Source organism: Achromobacter sp. ACM02 (genome assembly GCF_014851605.1).
Classification (GTDB): domain Bacteria; phylum Pseudomonadota; class Gammaproteobacteria; order Burkholderiales; family Burkholderiaceae_B; genus Achromobacter; species Achromobacter aegrifaciens.
The window spans coordinates 215,777-235,953 of the sequence record NZ_JACUZY010000009.1; the positions used below are offsets into that span (position 1 = coordinate 215,777).

General features: G+C 67.9%; 19 protein-coding genes and 1 pseudogene. 11 read left to right on the plus strand and 9 right to left on the minus strand.

Going from position 1 to position 20,177, the window contains the following annotated elements; genetic code table 11:
* Positions 1-64 precede the first annotated feature (64 nt).
* A complete protein-coding gene (locus IB258_RS25510) occupies positions 65-1,540 on the plus strand; it encodes an inorganic phosphate transporter (protein ID WP_054451517.1) in 1,476 nt (491 codons plus the stop codon).
* Positions 1,541-1,637: 97 nt separating this feature from the next.
* Positions 1,638-2,291, plus strand: a complete 654-nt coding sequence (locus IB258_RS25515; RefSeq protein WP_119451067.1) for a DsbA family protein — start codon at positions 1,638-1,640, stop codon at positions 2,289-2,291.
* Between the two features lie 16 nt (positions 2,292-2,307).
* On the opposite strand, the gene IB258_RS25520 is transcribed toward IB258_RS25515, so the two are convergent.
* Genes IB258_RS25520 through IB258_RS25540 form a run of 5 tightly spaced genes read right to left on the minus strand, consistent with a single transcriptional unit; the run spans position 2,308 to position 5,340 of the window.
* Positions 2,308-2,922 (minus strand): glutathione S-transferase family protein, encoded by a 615-nt coding sequence (locus tag IB258_RS25520; RefSeq protein ID WP_054451518.1) that lies wholly within the window; start codon positions 2,920-2,922, stop codon positions 2,308-2,310.
* Positions 2,923-2,964: 42 nt separating this feature from the next.
* On the minus strand, positions 2,965-3,312 hold the full coding sequence (locus IB258_RS25525) for an AzlD domain-containing protein (protein ID WP_192353362.1): 348 nt from the start codon (positions 3,310-3,312) through the stop codon (positions 2,965-2,967).
* On the minus strand, positions 3,309-4,022 hold the full coding sequence (locus tag IB258_RS25530; protein WP_192353363.1) for an AzlC family ABC transporter permease: 714 nt from the start codon (positions 4,020-4,022) through the stop codon (positions 3,309-3,311). Before IB258_RS25530 ends, IB258_RS25525 begins: the two co-directional genes overlap by 4 nt.
* A gap of 53 nt (positions 4,023-4,075) precedes the next feature.
* Entirely contained in the window at positions 4,076-4,393 is a 318-nt protein-coding gene (locus tag IB258_RS25535; protein ID WP_054452227.1) for a chaperone modulator CbpM, read from the minus strand.
* Positions 4,394-4,395: 2 nt separating this feature from the next.
* Entirely contained in the window at positions 4,396-5,340 is a 945-nt protein-coding gene (locus IB258_RS25540; protein ID WP_054451521.1) for a DnaJ C-terminal domain-containing protein, read from the minus strand.
* Between the two features lie 186 nt (positions 5,341-5,526).
* Here IB258_RS25540 and IB258_RS25545 point away from each other — a divergent pair, with 186 nt between their 5' ends.
* The 8 genes and pseudogenes from IB258_RS25545 to fabI all read left to right on the plus strand — a co-directional run bounded on the left by IB258_RS25545 (position 5,527) and on the right by fabI (position 13,053).
* Positions 5,527-6,018 carry a GNAT family N-acetyltransferase gene (locus IB258_RS25545; RefSeq protein WP_119451052.1) on the plus strand — a complete coding sequence of 164 codons (492 nt, stop codon included), beginning with the start codon at positions 5,527-5,529 and terminating at the stop codon, positions 6,016-6,018.
* 53 nt (positions 6,019-6,071) lie between these two features.
* Complete coding sequence (locus tag IB258_RS25550; protein WP_192353364.1) at positions 6,072-6,401, plus strand: DHCW motif cupin fold protein; 330 nt, start codon at positions 6,072-6,074, stop codon at positions 6,399-6,401.
* Positions 6,402-6,505: 104 nt separating this feature from the next.
* The gene (gene yfcF / locus IB258_RS25555) at positions 6,506-7,141 is read left to right on the plus strand and encodes a glutathione transferase (protein ID WP_054451524.1); all 636 of its coding nucleotides are present in this window, start codon (positions 6,506-6,508) and stop codon (positions 7,139-7,141) included.
* A gap of 17 nt (positions 7,142-7,158) precedes the next feature.
* Positions 7,159-7,554: a VOC family protein gene (locus IB258_RS25560; RefSeq protein WP_192353365.1), complete on the plus strand. Its 396-nt coding sequence runs from the start codon at positions 7,159-7,161 to the stop codon at positions 7,552-7,554.
* 182 nt (positions 7,555-7,736) lie between these two features.
* The gene (locus tag IB258_RS25565; protein ID WP_192353366.1) at positions 7,737-10,124 is read left to right on the plus strand and encodes a DUF3141 domain-containing protein; all 2,388 of its coding nucleotides are present in this window, start codon (positions 7,737-7,739) and stop codon (positions 10,122-10,124) included.
* Positions 10,121-11,065: a phosphate acetyltransferase gene (locus IB258_RS25570; RefSeq protein WP_054451527.1), complete on the plus strand. Its 945-nt coding sequence runs from the start codon at positions 10,121-10,123 to the stop codon at positions 11,063-11,065. Before IB258_RS25565 ends, IB258_RS25570 begins: the two co-directional genes overlap by 4 nt.
* 31 nt (positions 11,066-11,096) lie before the next feature.
* Complete coding sequence (locus IB258_RS25575) at positions 11,097-12,281, plus strand: acetate/propionate family kinase (RefSeq protein ID WP_054451528.1); 1,185 nt, start codon at positions 11,097-11,099, stop codon at positions 12,279-12,281.
* A pseudogene (gene fabI / locus IB258_RS25580) lies at positions 12,278-13,053 on the plus strand (enoyl-ACP reductase FabI). The gene IB258_RS25575 and the pseudogene fabI overlap by 4 nt, the downstream one beginning before the upstream one ends.
* A gap of 24 nt (positions 13,054-13,077) precedes the next feature.
* Here the strand turns inward: fabI and IB258_RS25585 are convergent.
* From IB258_RS25585 to tkt, 4 genes are all read right to left on the minus strand, one after another.
* Positions 13,078-14,766, minus strand: coding sequence for a SulP family inorganic anion transporter (locus tag IB258_RS25585; RefSeq protein ID WP_082400760.1), 1,689 nt, complete (start codon positions 14,764-14,766; stop codon positions 13,078-13,080).
* Positions 14,767-14,923: 157 nt separating this feature from the next.
* The gene (locus tag IB258_RS25590) at positions 14,924-16,120 is read right to left on the minus strand and encodes a phosphoglycerate kinase (protein ID WP_119451049.1); all 1,197 of its coding nucleotides are present in this window, start codon (positions 16,118-16,120) and stop codon (positions 14,924-14,926) included.
* A gap of 92 nt (positions 16,121-16,212) precedes the next feature.
* Positions 16,213-17,223: a type I glyceraldehyde-3-phosphate dehydrogenase gene (gene gap, locus IB258_RS25595; RefSeq protein WP_013395726.1), complete on the minus strand. Its 1,011-nt coding sequence runs from the start codon at positions 17,221-17,223 to the stop codon at positions 16,213-16,215.
* Positions 17,224-17,237: 14 nt separating this feature from the next.
* Entirely contained in the window at positions 17,238-19,274 is a 2,037-nt protein-coding gene (gene tkt / locus IB258_RS25600; protein ID WP_175212460.1) for a transketolase, read from the minus strand.
* Positions 19,275-19,436: 162 nt separating this feature from the next.
* Here tkt and IB258_RS25605 point away from each other — a divergent pair, with 162 nt between their 5' ends.
* Positions 19,437-20,168: a 16S rRNA (uracil(1498)-N(3))-methyltransferase gene (locus IB258_RS25605; RefSeq protein WP_192353367.1), complete on the plus strand. Its 732-nt coding sequence runs from the start codon at positions 19,437-19,439 to the stop codon at positions 20,166-20,168.
* Positions 20,169-20,177 lie beyond the last annotated feature (9 nt).

The window sequence follows — 20,177 nt, forward strand, 5'->3', positions numbered from 1 at the left end:
CAACCAGTGACAGGTCACAAATCTGCAATAATCGGCTCCTCTCGCCGGAACCTCCCCCGCCTCCATGTTCGACCTCTTCCACGGCCTAGACCTCTGGGTCGGCCTCAGCCTTGCGCTGGCCCTGACATTCGTCCTGGCCTTCGAATTCATCAACGGATTCCATGACACGGCGAACGCCGTGGCCACGGTCATCTACACCAAGGCCATGCCGCCGCATCTGGCGGTGGTGCTTTCCGGCATATTCAACTTCCTGGGCGTGCTGCTGGGCGGGGTGGGCGTGGCCTATGCCATCGTGCACCTGCTGCCGGTGGAGCTGCTGATCAACGTGGACACGGGCCGCGGGCTGGCCATGGTGTTCGCCATGCTGGCCGCGGCCATCGCCTGGAACCTGGGCACTTGGTACTTCGGCATTCCGGCGTCCAGCTCGCACACGCTGATCGGCTCGATCCTGGGCGTGGGCCTGGCCAACGCGCTGATCACCGACCTGCCGCTGGCGGACGGCGTCAACTGGGGCAAGGCCATCGACATCGGCCTGTCGCTGGTGGTGTCGCCGGTGGCCGGCTTCCTGGTGGCGGGCGGCCTGCTGCTGGCGCTCAAGCGCTGGCTGCCGCTGTCCAAGATGCACAAGACGCCGGAACAGCGCCGCGCCATCGACAATAAAAAGCATCCGCCCTTCTGGAACCGCCTGGTGCTGGTGCTGTCCGCCATGGGCGTGAGCTTCGTGCACGGCTCCAACGACGGACAGAAAGGGATTGGCCTGATCATGCTGGTGCTGATCGGCATCGTGCCCGCCAACTTCGTGCTGGACACCAACAGCACCACCTACCAGATCGAGCGCACCCGCGACGCCGCCAACCACCTGAACGTGTTCTACCAGCGCAATGAAGCCATGCTGGGCGAATACCTGGCGCTCAAGCGCGTGGACGCGACCACCGAACTGCCGCGCAACTTCCGCTGCGACCCCGAACTGACCATGCCGACCATCGCCGCGCTGCAGGCCGATCTGCACGGCGTGTCCAACTACGCCGACCTGTCGGCCGAGAAGCGCATCTCCGTGCGCCGCTACCTGCTTTGCCTGGACGACACGGCCAAGAAGGTCGCGCGCATCGAAGGGCTGCCGGCCCGCGAACGCGCCGACCTGCAACGCCTGCGCGCCGACCTGACAGCCACCACCGAATACGCCCCCTTCTGGGTGATCGTGGCAGTCGCCCTGGCGCTGGGCGCGGGCACCATGGTCGGCTGGCGCCGCGTGGTGCTGACGGTGGGCGAGAAGATCGGCAAGCAGGGCATGACCTATGCGCAGGGCATGTCCGCACAAGTCACCGCCATGGGCGCCATCGGCATCGCCAACGTCTTCAGCCTGCCTGTTTCCACCACCCACGTGCTGTCCTCGGGCGTGGCCGGGACCATGATCGCCAACAAGAGCGGCCTGCAAGGCAGCACCGTACGCAACATCCTGATGGCCTGGGTGCTGACCCTGCCCGCCTCGATGCTGCTGGCCGCCGGCCTGTTCTGGATCGGCGTGCAGATCGCCGGCTGATGATTCGCGGCCGTGCAGGCAATCTGCACGGCCGATGCAACACTCTGGCTATCCCGCCAGGCTTCCTGCCAGCCGTGCCCGCGTCTACCATGGCGCCATGGCTACCTCAAATCCCACCCTGCATTACATTTTCGACCCGCTCTGCGGCTGGTGCTATGGCGCCGCGCCGCTGGTGGAGGCGGCTCGAGCCGTCTCCGGGCTGGACATCGCGCTGCATGGCGGCGGCATGATGACGGGCGGCAACCGCCAGCCGGTCACCGACAGACTGCGCCGCTACGTCATGCCGCATGACGAGCGCATCGCCGGCCTGACCGGCCAGCCCTTCGGCGAAGACTATTTCAACGGCCTGTTGCGCGATGAGGGCGCGGTGTTCGATTCCGAGCCGCCCACCACTGCCATCCTGGCCGCGCAGACGCTGGCCGGTCGCGGCCTCGACCTGCTCAAGCGCATCCAGCGCGCCCACTACGTACAGGGGCTGCGCATCGCCGATCCGGCCGTACTGGCCTCCCTGGCGGCCGACATCGGCCTGGACCCGGCAGCCTTCCGCGCGGCCTATGACGCAGCCCAGGGCGCCGAAACCGCCACGCACATCGCCGCCAGCCGCAGGCTGCTGGCGCAGGTCGGCGGCAGCGGTTTTCCCACCCTGGCACTGGAGCGAGATGGCGTCTACGAGATGCTGGAGCCCAGCCGCTACCTGGGCCGTCCGCAGGAATGGCAGGCGGACCTCGGCGCGCGCATCGGCCGCGCTTGAAGGCGGGCGCCCCGCGTCAGGCTTCCTCGATGTCCCCGTCGCGCTGCAAGGCGCGGTGCATGGCCGGACGGTCGCCCAGCCGCTCCGCGTAGGCGGTGAACACAGGGGTCTCGGGCAGAACCTTCACCTGCATCATGTATTGCAGGGTGCCGCCCAGCACGATGTCCGCGGCCGAGAACTTGTCGCCCAGGAAGAACGGCCGCGCCTGCAAGACCCGGGTCAGCACCTGCTCGACCTCCTCGGCCGAACCCCAGCCCAGCGCGCCGCCCGGATGCGGCGTCTTGAAGGCGCGCTCGGCCATGGCCGGTTCGAACACGCCGGTGGAATAGGCCAGCCAGGTCAGGTAGGGCCCGCGCAGGGGGTCGCCCACCACCGGACCCAGCCCCGCTTGGGGGAACAGGTCGGTCAGGTAAAGGGCGATTGCCGGCGTCTCGAACACGGGCACGCCGTCGTGCACCAGGGCCGGCACCTTGCGATGCGGGTGGATGTCGATGTAGTCCGAGGGCATGTGGCCCGCGCTGTCGGTGCCGCGGATGGACACCATTTCGGTGTCGTAAGGCACGCCTAGTTCCTCGAGCAGCCAAAGTATCCGGAACGAGCGCGAACGCGGCGCATGATAAAGCGTAAGCATGGTCGGTCTCCGTGGAAGTCCGACCATTTTGCCCCGCGGGTCTTACGCCGCCAAGGCCAGCAACACCCCGTATCCCGCCATGCCCAGCAGCACCGCGACGCCGGCATTGCTGACCAGGCGGGCCGCCACGGCGGTCACGACCAGGCCGCCTGCGTAGGGGCCGAGGTTCGCCGCCTGGTCGCCGGCGGCCAGCAGGTCGGGCACGATCACCGCCGCGGCGATCCCAGCCAGCAGCGACGGCCCCAGGGCGGCCAGCGCCGAGCCTTCGCGCGACAGGTGGCGCAGCAGGCGGCTGCGCTTGGACAGCATGAAGGGCAAGGCGCGCGTCAGATAGGTGATGGCCGCCATGGCGATCACCGCGCCCCAGAAACCCAGTCCGTCGGTGTTCATGCGGACCTCCTCATTCGATACGCCACGCAGCCGATGATCGCGCCGGCCAGGATGGCCAGGCTGGTATGGCCCAGCGCGGCCACGGCCCCGGCTCCGGCCACCGCCGCAACGATGGGCAGGCCCATGCCGCGCTTCGCGCTCTGGCACACCAGGGCCATGAACAGCGCCGGCAGCGCAAAGCGCATCACCTGTGACAGCATGGGGTAGTGGCGCTCCAGGCCGTCTCCCGCATAGACGCCGACGGCCGTGCCGGCGATCCAGGTCAGCCAAGCGCCCAGCCCCAGCGCGATCATCCAGCGCTGGCGGCCCGCGGGTTCCACGGTCTGCAAACGGTTGAAAGCGGTGGCGAAGACTTCATCGGTGAGCAGGAAGGCGACCTTCAGGCGCTCATTCAGTCCCGCCGGCAGGAACCGCGACAACAGCGGGCCGTACAGCAGATGGCGGGCGTTGAGCAGCGAGCACAGCGCCACCACCCACAGCCACGGGGTGCCGGCCTTGATGGAAGCGAGCAGCAGGAACTGGCTGGCGCCGGCATAGACCAGCACGGAAATCAGCACCACCTGCAGCGGAGACAGGCCCGCGGCCACGCCCGCGATGCCGAAGGTCACGGCCACCGGGAAGTAGCCGATCATGACGGGCAGGCAGGATTTCAGGCCGTCGATGCGGGCGCTGCCCGCCAGAGCGGGCGCATGGGCTGGAGGGGTCTGCAAGGTGTTCCGCTGGTCTCTTCAACAACCAGCTAGTTTACCCACCCGCGCACAGCCTACTTGTCCTCCAGGCCCAGCGCGCGCAGCTGCGCCTTCAGGCGACGGACTTCCTGGCTCAGGTCCAGGATCAGCGCCGCAGCGTCCAGGCCGGCGCCGTAATCCCGCACCAGGCGGCGGGCGTCCAGCGCGCGTTGCAGGTCGGCGCTGTAGAAGCGCCATTCGGCGGGCCTGGGACCGCTGGCATTGACGATGCCGACTTCGACCAGCCTGACGACCCATTCGACTTCCTCGCCGCAGGCGCGGGCCAGGTCGTCGGCGGAAAGCGGCCGGGACTTGCCCACGACCGTGGCGGTGGTGACGACTATTTTTTTCATGGTCATACCCCCAGGTGGCGCCGCGGATTGAAGGGCAGGTCCTGCTGCAGCTTGCGGTAGGCCTCCTTGGCCGCTTCGCTATCGGCGGGCGGCAACACCAGGTCCAGCACCAGGTAGAGGTCTCCGGGCGGATCGCCCGGAATGCCGCGGCCGCGCAGGCGCAGCTTGCGGCCGTTGGCGGACCCCGGGGGGATCGACACTTCGACCGTGCCGCCCGGCGTGGGCGCATGCACGCTGGCGCCGAGTGCCGCTTCCCACGGCGCCACCGGCAGCGTCATGTAGAGGTCGCGGCCGTCGGCGCGGTAGCGCGGATGCGGCTTGAAGCGGACTTCCAGATAGAGATCGCCGTTCTCGCCGCCGCCGTAGCCGGGCATGCCCTGCCCGGCCAGCCGGATGTACTGGCCTTCGCGCACGCCGGCGGGGATGCGCACGCTGAGCGTGCGGGTCTGCATGTGGGGGCGGCCCTGCTCGTCCATCTGCATGGAACGCAGGCTGATGTCGCGCGTGGCGCCCTTGAGCGCGTCTTCGAGGTCCACCTCGATCGCGGCGTGGTGGTCCTCGCCGCGCGCGCGGAATTCCTGTTGCTGCTGCGCCCCGCCGCGCCGGTTGCGGCCGCCGAACAGCGAAGAGAAGAACTCGCTGAACTGGGCCTCGTCGCCGGGCGCGGCGCCGCGGTGGAACTCGAAGCCTTCGTCCCAGCCGGGCGGCGGCTGGAAGCTGCCCTCGGGCGAGACGCCCGCGGCCAGATTGTCGTAGGCCTGGCGCTTTTCCTTGTCGCGCAGCACGTCATAGGCTTCGTTGACGTCGCGCATGCGCGTTTCGGCGTCGCTTTCCTTGCTGACGTCGGGATGGTATTTGCGGGCGAGCTTGCGGTAGGCGCGCCGGATGTCGTCTTCGGAGGCGTCCCGCTCCACGCCCAGCATGCTGTAGTAGTCCTTGAACTCCATGTGCAGCCCTTGGCAAAGCGTTGCGGCCGCTTCCGGTTGCGCCGGGTCCGGCCTGGGATATCAAGAAGATAGGGGTTATGGGGCGATTTTTCAATGCGCCTTGTCAGGCGTCGGGCATCGCGCATAATGTCCGGTTGGCGCCCGGATGCGCCAGCCCCGACCACGACAGGCCCACAGGAACAGATCGTGCTGGAAATCATCGACGCAGACTTCAACAATCCCGAACACGGCCGCCAGGTGCTGGCCATGCTGAACGAGTACGCCAGCGGCCCCATGGGGGGCAACGCTCCCCTGCCCGCCTACGCACAGCAGAACCTGATCGCCGAACTGGCCCGCCGCCCGACGGCGCGGGCGCTGCTGGCCCGCATCGACGGCGAAGCCGCCGGCGTCGCGGTCTATCTCGAAGGCTTCTCCACCTTCGCCTGTCGCCCGCTGCTCAATCTGCACGACCTGGGCGTCGCGGAAAAATTCCAGGGCCGCGGCGTGGGCAAGGCCCTGCTGTCGGCGCTGGAAGAGCGGGCGCGTGACCTGGGCTGCTGCAAGATCACCCTGGAAGTGCTGGAAGGCAACGCGGTCGCCCAGGGGCTGTACCGCAAGCTCGGTTTCGAAGGCTATGCCCTGGACGAAACCACCGGCCGCGCGATGTTCTGGCACAAGAAACTGCCCGCGCTGGCGTAGTCTCCATTCTTTGGCGGACGCCATTGCGTCCGCGTCACAACGCAGGAATCACCATGAAGATGAGCAACATCCCCTTCGGCACCACCGACTGGTCCGAGGTCGAGCGCACCGAACACGCTGGCGAGATCGGCATGGCCTATTGGCGCACCCGGCAGTTCGGCGACCTGCGCGTGCGCATGGTCGAGTACACGGCCGGCTACCTGGCCGACCACTGGTGCAGCAAGGGCCACATCCTGTTCTGTCTGGAAGGCGAACTGCACACCGAGCTGGAAGACGGCCGGCAATTCGTGCTGACGCCGGGCATGAGCTACCAGGTCGCCGACCAGGCCGAACCGCACCGCTCATCCACCGCGACCGGCGCCAAGCTCTTCATCGTCGACTGAAGCCCCCCGGCGCGACAGCCCGGCCGCAGATGCGTTACGCTTTGACGTATCCGCGGCCCGCCGCCGCGGCACATGCCGTTACCCGTCAAACCGGAGACTAGATTTTGGGCGCCCCGCTTACGCTATTCGTCGATTCCCTGTTCCTCAGCCCCTACGCCATGTCGGCCTATGTGGCGCTGACTGAAAAACAGCTGCCGTTCGAGGTGCGCCCCATCGATCTGGAAGCGGGCGAGCAGCGCATGCAGCCCTACCAAAGCCGCGCGCTGACCTCGCGGGTGCCGGCCTTGACCCACGCGGATTTCAGCCTGACCGAATCCAGCGCCATCACCGAATACCTGGAAGACGCCTTCCCCGCCCCCGAGCACCCGGCGCTGTATCCGCGCGACCTGCGCCAGCGCGCCCGCGCCCGCCAACTGCAGGCCTGGCTGCGCAGCGACCTGGGAGCGCTGCGTCAGGAACGCCCCACGGAAACCGTGTTCTACGGCGCCGCCGGCCTGCCGTTGTCGGACGCCGCCCATGCCGCCGCGGCCAAGCTCATCCACGTGGGCGCCCATCTGCTGGGCGCGGACCGGACCTCGCTGTTCGATGAATGGTGCATCGCCGATACTGACCTCGCGGTCATGATCAAGCGCTTGTTCCAGGACGACCTGCCCGACGCCCTGCGCGCCTACGCCGACGCCCAGTGGCAGCGCCCCTCCGTCCAGAAATGGCTGGAGCACAACGCCGCCGCGCGCGCCTGAACCGCCCGGGAGCCGCGATGCAACTGCTGGATCACGTCTCCGTCACCGTTTCCCGCCTGGACGCCGCCCGCCCCTTCTATGACGCCGTCATGCAGGCCTTGGGCGCGGCCAAGGTCTATGACCGCCCCGACGCGCTAGGCTACGGCGAGCGCTGCCGGGCAGGCAGCAGCCAGCACAGCTATCTCTCCGTGTTCGCCGATGACGCAGCCGCCCCCGCGGCGCGCCGGCACTGGTGCTTCAAGGCGCCCAGCCGCGCCGCCGTCGACGCTTTCCATGCCGCCGGCATGGCCCACGGCGGACGCGACGACGGCGCCCCGGGCTTGCGCGAGCACTACCACCCGCAGTATTACGCGGCCTTCCTGCTGGACCCTTCCGGCAACCGCATCGAAGCGGTGTGCCACGACCCTGACTGAACCGCTGCCCGGCTGACCAGTCCTAAAGGGGACGGATATATCGGCCACTGCTTGACCTGCATCAAGACGCTTGATGTTGCACCGCAACATCAGTTGCGGTGTAATGGGGAGGTCAACTCGGCCGGTTCCACTCTGAATCGGCGCGGCGGCCCGCCGCCGCAAGCAACCTACAGGAGATCGCCATGGCCGGATCTGGCAACGATCGCGTACCCGCCCCGCCCTTCAACCCCTGGACTGCCGCCTACGAATACGCGGTGGACGCCTGGCAGCGCGGCGTGCTGTACGCCGATGTGATGCGCCAGCGTGGCAACCAGTACCACGAGCACATGGCCAAGCGCGCGCCCAACGTGCTGAGCATGGAGTCCGAACTGGTCATGGACGGCCGCTGTCTGCCGCGCCCCGTCAATTACGGCCTGCTGCGCATCAAACCGCCGGACGGCGTGGAAACCGACCCCATCAAACGGCCCTTCCTGGTGGTCGATCCGCGCGCCGGGCACGGCCCCGGCATCGGCGGCTTCAAGCCTGAAAGCGAGATCGGTGTGGCGCTGCGCGCCGGCCACCCCTGCTACTTCGCCACCTTCCTGCCGCAGCCCATGCCGACCCAGACCGTCGAGGACGTGATGATGGCCGAGGCGCGCTTCCTGGAAGAGATCATCGCGCTGCACCCCAACGCCGAAGGCAAGCCGGTGGTGGTCGCCAATTGCCAGGCCGGCTGGCAGATCATGATGACCGCCGCGGTCCGTCCCGAACTGTTCGGCCCCATCATCGTGGCGGGCGCGCCGCTGTCCTACTGGGCGGGCTGGCGCGGCATGAATCCCATGCGCTATGCCGGCGGCCTGCTGGGCGGCAGCTGGCTCACCGCCCTGACCAGCGACCTGGGCGACGGCAAGTTCGATGGCGCCTGGCTGGTGCAGAACTTCGAGAACCTGAATCCAGCCAACACCCTGTGGTCCAAGCAGTACAACCTGTACTCCAACGTCGACACCGAGGCCAAGCGCTACCTCAGCTTCGAAAAATGGTGGGGCGGCCACGTCTTCCTGAACGGCCCGGAAATCCAGTACATCGTCGACAACCTGTTCGTCGGCAACCGCCTGGCCACCGCCGGCCTGGTGACCTCGGACGGCATCCGCATCGACCTGCGCAACATCCGCTCGCCCATCGTGGTGTTCTGCTCCAAGGGCGACAACATCACGCCTCCGCCGCAGGCGCTGGGCTGGATCCCCGATCTGTACCAGGACGAATCCGAAGTGCTGGCGCACGGCCAGACCATCGTCTATGCGGTGCACGAAAGCATCGGCCATCTGGGCATCTTCGTGTCCGGCAGCGTGGCGCGCAAGGAGCACCAGGAATTCACGTCCAACATCGACATGATCGACGTGCTGCCGCCGGGCATCTACCAGGCGGAGATCGCCGACAAGACGCCCGACACGCCGAACGCCGACCTGGCCTATGGCAACTACGTGCTGTCGTTCGAGCAGCGCACGCTGGATGACGTGCGCGCCATCGTCGAGCGCAACGAAGAGGACGACCGCCGCTTCGCCGCCGTCGCCCGCATTTCCGACATCAACCTGGGCATGTACCGCAGCTTCGTGCAACCCTGGCTGCGCGCCCTGGTGACGCCGCAATCGGCGGAATGGTCGCAGCGCCTGCATCCGCTGCGCCTGCCCTATGAACTGATCTCCGACCGCAATCCGGCCATCGCGCCGATTGCCCAAGTCGCCGAACAGGTGCGCGAACACCGCCAGCCGGTGTCGGCCGACAACCCCTTCCTGATGGCCCAGGAAATGTTCTCGAACCTGATCGAGACCAGCCTGAACATCTGGCAGGAACTGCGCGATTCCGCCGACGAACGCACCTTCATGGGCGTTTACGGTTCGCCGCTGGTGCAGGACCTGGCCGGCCTGGGCGCGCGCTCCGGCCCGCCGCGCAAGCATCCGGGCGTGTCGCCCGAGCACCGCCGCTTCATGGAAGAGCGCGCCGCCGAGCTGCGTTCGCTGATGCTGGAAGGCGGCCTGCGCGTTGCCGCGATCCGCATGCTGCTGTATGTGTCGGGCGCCGAAGGCGGCCTGGACGAACGCAGCTACGCGCTGATCCGCAAGATGCGCGCCGAATCGGACACCGCGCTGTCGTTGCAGGAATTCAAGGACATCATCCGCGACCAGGCGTTGATGATGACCCTGGACGCCGCCGGCGCCATCCAGGCCATACCGCACCTGCTGGACAATGCGCCCGCCGCCGCAATCCGCGAAACGCTGGACACCATGAAGCATGTGCTGGAAGCCGCCGAGCCCCTGAGCGAGGCCGCCCGCATCAGCCTGGACGAGATGGAACGCATCTTCGAGTACGCCGAGCGCCGTGCGCAGAAGCGTGAGGAGGCTCAACAGCCGGCGCCCAGGAAAACGGCGACCGTTGCGCGCAAATCGGTGCGCGCTGCGGCGGCCAGGCCCGAAGCGGCCTCGGCCTCGGCCGCGGCCGAGCCTGCCGTCCCGGTGCGCGCCAAGAAGCGTAGCGCCTCCGCCAAACCCGCCGCGCGTCCCGCGCGCAAATCCGCCAAGGCGAAATCCGCATGACGCTGCCTCCCACCTCCCACTACGACAGGCTCATCGCGCGCGCGCAGACGCTGGCGCCGGCGCATTGCGCCATCGCCCACCCCTGCGACGAACCCTCGCTGTCGGCCGCGCTCGAAGCCCGCGACCTGGGCCTGCTCAAGCCCATCCTGGTGGGCCCCGAGCAGAAGATCCGCGCCGTCGCTGCCGAGCACAAGTTCGACCTGGGCGATGCGCGCATCGTCGACGCGCCGCACAGCCACGCGGCAGCCGAATGCGCGGTCGCCCTGGTACGCAGCGGCGAAGCCGAACTGCTGATGAAGGGCAGCCTGCACACGGACGAACTCATGCACGAAGTGGTGGCGCGCAACACCGGGCTGCGCAGCAGCCGGCGCATCAGCCACGTCTTCATCATGGAAGTGCCGACCTACGCCGAACCGCTCTTCATCACCGATGCGGCGATCAACATCTTTCCGGACCTGGAAACCAAGGCCGACATCATCCGCAACGTGATCGACCTGCACCACGGCCTGGGCCTGGGCGAGCCGCGCGTGGCGATCCTGTCGGCGGTCGAACAGGTCAACCCCAGCATCCCCAGCACCATCGAAGCCGCGGCGCTGTGCAAGATGGCCGACCGCGGCCAGATCGAGGGCGGCCTGCTGGACGGCCCGCTGGCGCTGGACAACGCCATCAGCCCCGACGCCGCGCGCATCAAGGGCATACGCTCGCCGGTGGCCGGCGTGGCCCAGGTGCTGGTGGTGCCCGACCTGGAAGCCGGCAACATGCTGGCCAAGAACCTGACCTTCCTGGCCAATGCCGAGGCAGCCGGCATCGTGCTGGGCGCGCGCGTGCCCATCATCCTGACCAGCCGCGCCGACAGCCCACGCTCGCGCCTCGCGTCCTGCGCGGTAGCCGCCATCTACGCCCACCACCTGGCCCAGCAACAGGCCCGCCCGCTCGCTTGAAGCGCCCCTCGGAATCCGGAATCACAGCGCCATGACCGACACCATCCTCGTCATCAACGCCGGCAGTTCCAGCATCAAGTTCTACCTGTACGACATCGACGGGGCGCAGGAGCTGGCCCCGCGCCTGGGCGGCCAGCTCGAAGGCATAGGCACCTCGCACCCGAAGCTGAAGGTGCGCGACGCCGCCGGCCAGACCCTGGTCGAACGCGAAATCGCGCCCAGCCACGCGCCCGACGTGCCCAACGGCCAGGAAGTCGTCGGCACCTGGCTCAGCGGCCACCTGGGCGGCGCCCCGCTGGCGGTAGGCCACCGCGTGGTGCACGGCGGCCCCGAGCTGTCCGAGCCGGTACTGATCGACGACGCCATCCTGGCCAAGCTCGACACCTTCACGCCGCTGGCGCCGCTGCACCAGCCGAACAACCTGGCGCCCATCCGCGTGATCCGCGAGCGCCGGCCCTGGATTCCGCAGGTCGCCTGCTTCGACACCGCGTTCCACCGCAGCCACTCCGACGTGGCCGACCGCTACGCGCTGCCGGAACGGCTGTACCAGGAAGGCGTGCGCCGCTACGGCTTCCATGGCCTGTCCTACGAGTACATCGCGCAGCGCCTGAAGAAAGCGCTGCCGGACATCGCCGACGGCAAGATCATTGCGGCCCATCTGGGCTCGGGCGTTTCCGCCTGCGCCATGCATCACGGCAAGAGCGTGGACAGCACCATGGGCTTCACCGCGCTGGAAGGCCTGCCCATGGGCACCCGCCCCGGCCGCCTGGATCCGGGCGTGGTGCTGTGGATGATGGAACGCGGCATGACCCATGACGAGATCGAGCACCTGCTCTATCACGACTGCGGCATGAAGGGCCTGTCCGGCATCAGCAACGACATGCGCGAACTGCTGGCCAGCGACGCGCCCTCGGCCAAGCTGGCGCTGCAGTACTTCGCCTGGCGCGTGGCCGAGGGCATGATAGGCCTGGCCTGCGCCATGAACGGCGTGGACGGCATCGTCTTCACCGCCGGCGTGGGCGAGAATTCCGCCGAGATCCGCCAGGCCATCAGCGAGCACTGGGGCTGGCTGGGCATCAAGCTGGATCCCGAACGCAACGCCCGCCATGGCCCCCGCATCTCGGCCGACGACAGCCGCATCGGCGTCTACGTGGTGCGCACCAACGAAGAACTGATCATCGCCCAGCACACGCTGGAACTGGTGAGGCAGCGATGAGCGCGCTGCTGCCGCTGGCGGGCAAGCGCGGCCTGGTGACGGGCATCGCGAATGCGGATTCGATCGCCTGGGGCTGCGCCAAGGCCTTCCACGCCCTGGGCGCGGAGCTGGCCGTGACCTACCTGAACGACAAGGCCCTGCGCCATGTGGAGCCACTGGCCCGCCAGGTGGAGGCGCCGCTGCTCTTGCCGCTGGACCTGATGCGCGAAGGCCAGCTCGAAGCCGTGTTCGACAGCGTCGCCGCCGAATGGGGCCAGCTGGATTTCGTGCTGCATTCCATCGCCTTCGCCCCGCGCGACGACCTGCATGGCCGCGTGACCGACTGCTCGCGCGAGGGCTTTTTGCAGGCCATGGATGTGTCCTGCTGGTCCTTCATCCGCATGGCCAAGCTGGCCGAGCCGCTGATGCGCAACGGCGGCGCGTTGTTCTGCATGAGCTACTACGGGTCGCAGATGGTGGTCGAGCACTACAACATGATGGGGCCGGTAAAGGCCGCGCTGGAGTCCGCCACCCGCTACCTGGCGGCGGAACTGGGCCCGCAGGGCATACGCGTGCACGCGATATCACCAGGGCCGCTGAAGACGCGCGCCGCCTCGGGCATCGCCGAATTCGATACGCTGCTGGACCGCGCCCAGTCGAAGGCTCCCGCGCGCAGCCTGGTGTCCATCGACGATACGTGGGCGAAGCCACCGCCTGGCTCGCGACCGACGCCGCCCGCCGCATGACGGGGCAGACGATATACATCGACGGCGGCTACCACATCATCGATTAAGCCAAGGCGCCCAGCCGGGGCGCCTTAGCCCAGCGCCGCGGGCGGTGCCTGGCGCCAGCGTTCGATCGCTTCCACGGCCTGCTCGGGGCTGCCGAAGATCTTGTCGCGGCCGATCTTCTTGACCAGGCCGGAGCGTTCCAGCGCGGTGCGGAACTGGCCGTGTCCGCCCGCCACCAGCAGCGTGATGCCGCGCTCGTCCAGCACATGCTTCAGTTCATACAGCGCCTCGACCGCGTCGGCATCGGCCTGGGTCATGGCTTCGGCGTCCAGCACGAACCAGCGCACGTCGCCTGCCTGCTCGATGACCTCGCGCGCACGCCGGCGGAAGGCGTCGGCGTTGAAGAACCACACCGAAGACTCGAACAGCCAGATCACCGTGCCCGGTACCGGCTGGGCCTCGGGATTCAGGTGCAGCTTGCCCAACACCGTTTCGCCGGGCAAACGGCCCAACAAGGCGTCGCGCGGATTGCCCGACACGTACATCGCATACAGCAGCGTGGCGCCCACCGACACGGCCACGCCCTGCAACACGCCAAAGCCCACCACGCCCACCGCGGCAAGGATGCCGAACGCCAGCTCGATGCGCGAGATGCGCGCCAGGCGCATGAAGGCGTGCCCATCGAACAAGCTGATGGCGGCCAGCAGCAGGATGGCCGACAGCACGGCCTGCGGCAGCCAGAACAGCGGCCCGCTCAAAAGGCTCACCACCACCGCCAGCGCCAGCGCCGCGGTGACGCTGACCAGCGGCGAAGAACCGCCAGCCACCAGTCCCACCGCCGTGCGCGAGTCCGCGCCCGTCACCACGAAGCCCTGGAACAGGCCCGCCGCCATATTGGCCGCGCCAAAGCCCACCAGCTCGCGGTTGGGATCCACGTGTTCGCCCGTGCGTGCGGCGAAGCTGCGCGCCGTCACGATGCCGCTGGAGAAGCTCACCACCAGCACACCCGCCGCGCCCAGCAGGATGCCGTCCACGCCCTCCAGGCGCACCGGCAGGCTCAGGGCCGGCAAGCCGGCAGGCACTTCTCCCACGACGGCGATGCCCAGGCCGGGGAAGTTGAACAGCCAGGACAGCACGCAGGCCAGCACCACCAGCAGGATGGGGCCGGGCCAGTTCGGCCGCCAGCGCTTGACCGCCACCAGCAAGGCGCAGGACGTCAGGCCCAGGATCAGGGTGGGAATCTGGATTTCCGGCAGGCGCCGCGACAGCTCCAGGAACGGATGCACCAGTCCGCTGTTGCGCAGGCCCACGCCAGTCAGGCCGCTCAACTGCGACAACGCCAGCGTGATCGCCACGCCCGCCATGTAACCGATCAGCACCGGCCGCGACAGCAGGTTGGCCAGCACGCCCAGCCGCAGGGCGCGCGCGATCAGGCAGCCCACCCCCACCGTCAGGGCGATGCCGGTGGCGGCCACCAGCCGGTCTTCCGGCGTGGTCAGCGCCATGCCGGTCAGGGTGGCGGCGATCAGGGTGCAGGTGGCAGTATCGGGCCCGACGATCAAGGTGCGCGACGAGCCGAACAAGGCATAGCCCAGCATCCCGGCGATCGCCGCCCACAGGCCCGCCACCGGCGGCACGCCCATCATGGCGGCATAGGCCAGGCCCACCGGGAGCGCCACCGCCGCCACGCTCAGGCCGGCGGTGATGTCGCGCCGCGCCGATTCCCGGGTGATGCCGCGGAAATTGTTGAGGCCGGGAATGAAGCGTAGGTTCATGGTGCTGCGGAGAAATCGGGGATGAAGCGAGCCCGGGGCGCGCCGGTTTGCGCCAAGGCTACACCAAGCCAGCCAAACCTGGGCAGCCTGGATCAAGGCGCCGGCATAAAAAAAGCCGCCCCATCGGGGCGGCTTCGGCCTTGCATGGCAAGACGTATTACTTGGCGTAGCGGGCTTCCAGCACGGCCACGGCAGGCAGGGTCTTGCCTTCCAGGAATTCCAGGAAAGCGCCGCCGCCGGTCGAGATATAGCCCACCTGCTCGCCGATGCCGTACTTGGCAATGGCGGCCAGGGTGTCGCCGCCGCCGGCGATCGAGAAGCCTTCCGATTCGGCGATCGCCCGCGCCACCACTTCGGTGCCGTTGGCGAACTGGTCGAATTCGAACACGCCGACCGGGCCGTTCCACACGATCGTGCCGGCCTGCTTCAGGATCTCGGCCAGTTGCGCCGCGGTCTTGGGACCGATGTCCAGGATCATGTCGTCGTCGGCCACGTCTTCGGCTGCCTTGACGGTGGCTTCGGCGTCGGCGCCAAAGGACTTGGCGCACACCACGTCCACCGGAATCGGCACGGCCGCGCCGCGCTGCTTCATGATGTCGATCACGGCGCGCGCCTGGTCGACCTGATCGGGTTCAGCCAGCGACTTGCCGATGGACAGGCCGGCAGCCAGCATGAAGGTGTTGGCGATGCCGCCGCCCACGACCAGCTGGTCGACCTTGTCGGCCAGCGATTGCAGGATCGACAGCTTGGTCGACACCTTGGAGCCGCCCACGATGGCGACCAGCGGACGCTTGGGCTCGTGCAACGCGCGGCCCAGGGCTTCCAGTTCGGCGGCCAGCAGCGGGCCGGCGCAGGCCACGGGTGCGAAACGCGCGATGCCGTGGGTGGTGGCTTCGGCGCGGTGGGCGGTGCCGAACGCATCGTTGACGTAGACGTCGCACAGCGCGGCCATCTTCTTGGACAGCGTTTCGTCGTCTTTCTTTTCGCCGACGTTGACGCGGCAGTTTTCCAGCAGCACGACCTGGCCGTGATCGACCTGGACGCCGTCGACCCAGTCGCGCACCAGCTGCACAGGCATGCCCAGCAGTTCGGACAGGCGCTGGCCGACCTTGGCCAGCGAATCGGCCTCGGTCAGCACGCCTTCCTTGGGACGGCCCAGGTGGGAGGTGACCATGACAGCGGCGCCGGCGTCCAGCGCCATGCGGATGCCGGGCACCGAGGCGCGGATGCGGGTGTCTTCGCTGATGCGGCCGGCGTCGTCGAACGGCACGTTGAGATCGGCGCGGATGAACACGCGCTTGCCGGACAGGGCGCCGGACTTGGCCAGCGCGGACAGAGTGTTGACCTTGGACATATTTGGATTCCTACGATGGGCGTACAAAGGGGACGAACCCATTTTCCGCATACGCGGAAAACAAATCCGTCCCCTCTATCTAGCCGTGTTGCTTACTTGGCCGACATCAGCGCGACGGTGGTGTCGAGCATGCGGTTCGAGAAGCCCCACTCGTTGTCGTACCAGGACGAGACCTTGACCAGACGGCCCGAAACCTTGGTCAGCGACGCGTCAACGGTGCTGGAGGCCGGGTTGTGGTTGTAGTCGACCGAAACCAGGGGCTCGGTGTTGTAGTCCAGGATGCCCTTGAGCTCGCCTTCCGAGGCGGCCTTCAGGATGCCGTTCACTTCTTCGGCGGTCGTGTCGCGGCTGGCCACGAACGACAGGTCGACCAGCGACACGTTGATGGTCGGGACGCGGATGGCGTAGCCGTCCAGCTTGCCGTTCAGTTCCGGCAGCACCAGGCCCACGGCGGCGGCAGCGCCGGTCTTCGTGGGGATCATGCTCATGGTGGCCGAACGCGCGCGGCGCAGGTCTTCGTGGTAGACGTCGGTCAGGACCTGGTCGTTGGTGTAGGCGTGGACGGTGGTCATCAGGCCGTTTTCCAGGCCCAGCTTGTCGTTCAGCGGCTTGACCAGGGGGGCCAGGCAGTTGGTGGTGCACGAAGCGTTGGAGATGACGGTGTCGGTGGCCTTCAGCACGCCGTGGTTCACGCCGTACACGATGGTGGCGTCAACGTCCTTGCCGCCGGGGGCCGAGATGATGACTTTCTTGGCGCCGCCCTTGATGTGCGCGCCGGCCTTTTCCTTGGTCGTGAAGAAGCCCGTGCACTCCAGCACCACGTCGACCTTCAGCTCGCCCCAGGGCAGCTCGGCCGGGTTGCGGTTGGCCAGCACGCGGATCTTGTCGCCGTTGACGACCATGAAGTCGCCGTCGACTTCGACGGTGCCCGGGAACTTGCCGTGGGCGGTGTCGTAGCGCGTCAGGTGCGCGTTGGTCTTGGGATCGCCCAGGTCATTGATGGCGACGATTTCGATATCGTGCTTCTTGCCACCTTCGTAGTGGGCACGCAGGATGTTGCGGCCGATGCGACCGTAACCGTTGATGGCGACGCGAATGGTCATGACTAAGCTCCTTTTTACAAAACTTGCTTGACGGTCTCGGCCACCTTGTCGGCGGTCAGCCCGAAGAACTTGAACAGTGCGCCGGCCGGCGCGGATTCACCGTAGCGGTCGATGCCGACGACGGCGCCTTCCAGGCCCACGTACTTGTGCCAGAAGGCGGTAACCCCGGCTTCGACGGCCACCCGCGGCAGGCCCTTGGGCAGCACGGATTGCTTCCAGGCGGCGTCCTGGCGGTCGAACACGTCGGTGCTGGGCATGGAGACCACGCGCACGGCGATGCCGTCCTTGGCCAGCTGCGCCTGCGCGTCCAGCGCGATGGCGACTTCCGAGCCGGTGGCGATGATGACTGCGCGGGCGCCTTCGGCATCGCGCAGCACATAGCCGCCGCGGGCGATGGCCTCGACGGTGGCGGCGTCGCGCTGCACGAACGGCAGGTTCTGGCGCGACAGCAACAGGGCCGTCGGGCCGCCGTCGTGCACGTCCATGCCGATGCTGGTCGGGCGCGTCACGGCCGCGTTCCAGGCCACGGCGGTTTCAGCCGTATCGCAAGGACGCCACAGCGACAGGTTGGGGATCAGTCGCAGGCTGGCTGCGTGCTCGATCGACTGGTGGGTCGGGCCGTCTTCGCCCAGGCCGATGGAGTCGTGGGTGAACACGTGGACCACGCGCTGCTTCATCAGCGCGGCCATGCGGATGGCGTTGCGCGAGTAGTCGGAGAACGTCAGGAACGTGCCGCCGAACGGCAGGTAGCCGCCGTGCAGGGCCACGCCGTTCATGATGGCGGCCATGCCGAATTCGCGCACGCCGTAGTTGATGTGGCGGCCGAACTGGATGCCCTTGTCGCCGGCGCGGACGGCGGCAACGCCCTTCCAGTCGGTGAAGTTGGAACCGGTCAGGTCGGCCGAGCCGCCCAGCATTTCCGGCAGCAGCGGCGCCAGCGCGGTGATGGCGAACTGCGACGCCTTGCGGGTGGCGACGGTTTCGGCCTTTTCCAGCGTGGCGTCCAGGAACGCCTTGAACTGTTCGGCGTAGCCGGCGGGCATTTCGCCCTTCATGCGGCGCTTGAATTCAGCGGCTTCGGCGGGGAATTCGGTGGCGTAGGCGTCGAACGCCGACTGCCATTCAGCCTGGGCGGCGGCGCCCTGCTTGCGGCCATCCCAGCCGTCGTAGATGTCTTGCGGAATCTGGAACGGTTCCGACGACCAGCCCAGCGCGGCGCGGGTGGCGGCGATCTCGTCCTTGCCCAGCGGCGCGCCGTGCACGTTGTGCGTGCCGGCCATGTTGGGCGAACCCTTGCCGATGACGGTGCGGCAGACGATCAGCGTGGGTTTTTCCGATTGCGAACGCGCGGCCTTGATGGCGGCGTCCACGGCGGCGACGTCATGGCCGTCGATGCCGCGGATCACGTTCCAGCCGTAGCCTTCGAAGCGCTTGGCGGTGTCGTCGGCAAACCAGTGTTCCACGTGGCCGTCGATGGAAATGCCGTTGTCGTCATACAGCACGACCAGCTTGCCCAGCTTCAGCGTGCCAGCCAGCGAGCAGACTTCGTGCGAGATGCCTTCCATCAGGCAGCCGTCGCCGGTGAAGGCGTAGGTGTGGTGGTCGACGATGGTGTGGCCGGGCTTGTTGAATTCAGCAGCCAGCAGCGCTTCGGCCAGCGCCATGCCCACGGCATTGCCCAGGCCCTGGCCCAGCGGACCGGTGGTCGTTTCCACGCCCGGGGTGATGCCCACTTCGGGGTGGCCCGGCGTCTTGGAATGCAGCTGGCGGAAATTCTTCAGTTCTTCGATCGGCAGGTCGTAGCCGGTCAGGTGCAGCAAGGCGTAGATCAGCATCGAGCCGTGGCCGTTGGACAGCACGAAGCGGTCGCGGTTGGCCCAGGCGGGATCCTTGGGATTGTGACGCAGGTTGCCGGCCCACAGGGCTTGGGCGATTTCCGCCATGCCCATGGGAGCACCCGGGTGCCCGGAGTTCGCTTGTTGCACGGCGTCCATCGCGAGGGCGCGGATGGCATCCGCCAAGGCAAGTTTAGGGGCGGTCGGATTGCTCATTCGGAAGGCTCTTTGAAGCTGGCGGGCCTACGGTCAAAATAGGGGCCAGTTGAGTAGGTTGCGAAGCATGGGATTTTAGCATCCAGGGGTTTCCCCGACGCCATCGGCCATAAGGCGGCCCGTGCTAGGCTTCCTTTCTGAATAAAAGAACCATAGATGTCCATGTCAGCCCCCCGCTTCTTCTGCGATATCCCCCTGAGTACCGGCGCCCGCGTGGCGCTTCCCGCAGCCCTGGCGCACCATGCGCTGCGCGTGCTGCGCCTGCGCGCCGGCGAGGCCGTGGCGCTGTTCAACGGCCAGGGCGGCGAGTATCCCGCCACGCTCGAAGTGGAAGGCAAGGCTGGTTTTGCCCAATTGGGCGAATTCCAGCCGCGCGAGGCCGAACTGGGCGGACGCGTCACCCTGGTGCAAGGCCTGCCTTCGGGGGACAAGATGGACTGGGTGGTGGAAAAGGCCGTGGAGCTGGGCGCCGCGCGCGTCAGCCCCATCGCCGCCCAACGCAGCGTGCTGCAGCTGTCGGGCGCCCGGCTCGACAAGCGCGTGGCGCATTGGCAGCGCATCGCGCAGTCCGCCAGCGAACAATGCGGCCGCAACCGGCTGATGACGGTGGACGCGCCGCTGACCCTGGCCGAATGGCTGCAACAGCCCGCCGAGGGCCTGCGCCTGCTGTGCCACCCGGAAGCGCAGGACGATCTTGCCGGCGCGCTGCGAGCCGCCCCCGGCCTGCAGGCGCTGACCCTGCTGGTGGGGCCGGAAGGAGGATGGTCGGACAAGGAATTGGCCCAGGCCCGCGAGGCGGGCGTGCAGGCGGTGCGATTCGGCCCCCGGGTGCTGCGCACCGAAACCGCGGGGCTGGCGCTGCTGTCAGCGGCCAGCGCGCTATTGGCCTGGTAGAACGGCCGG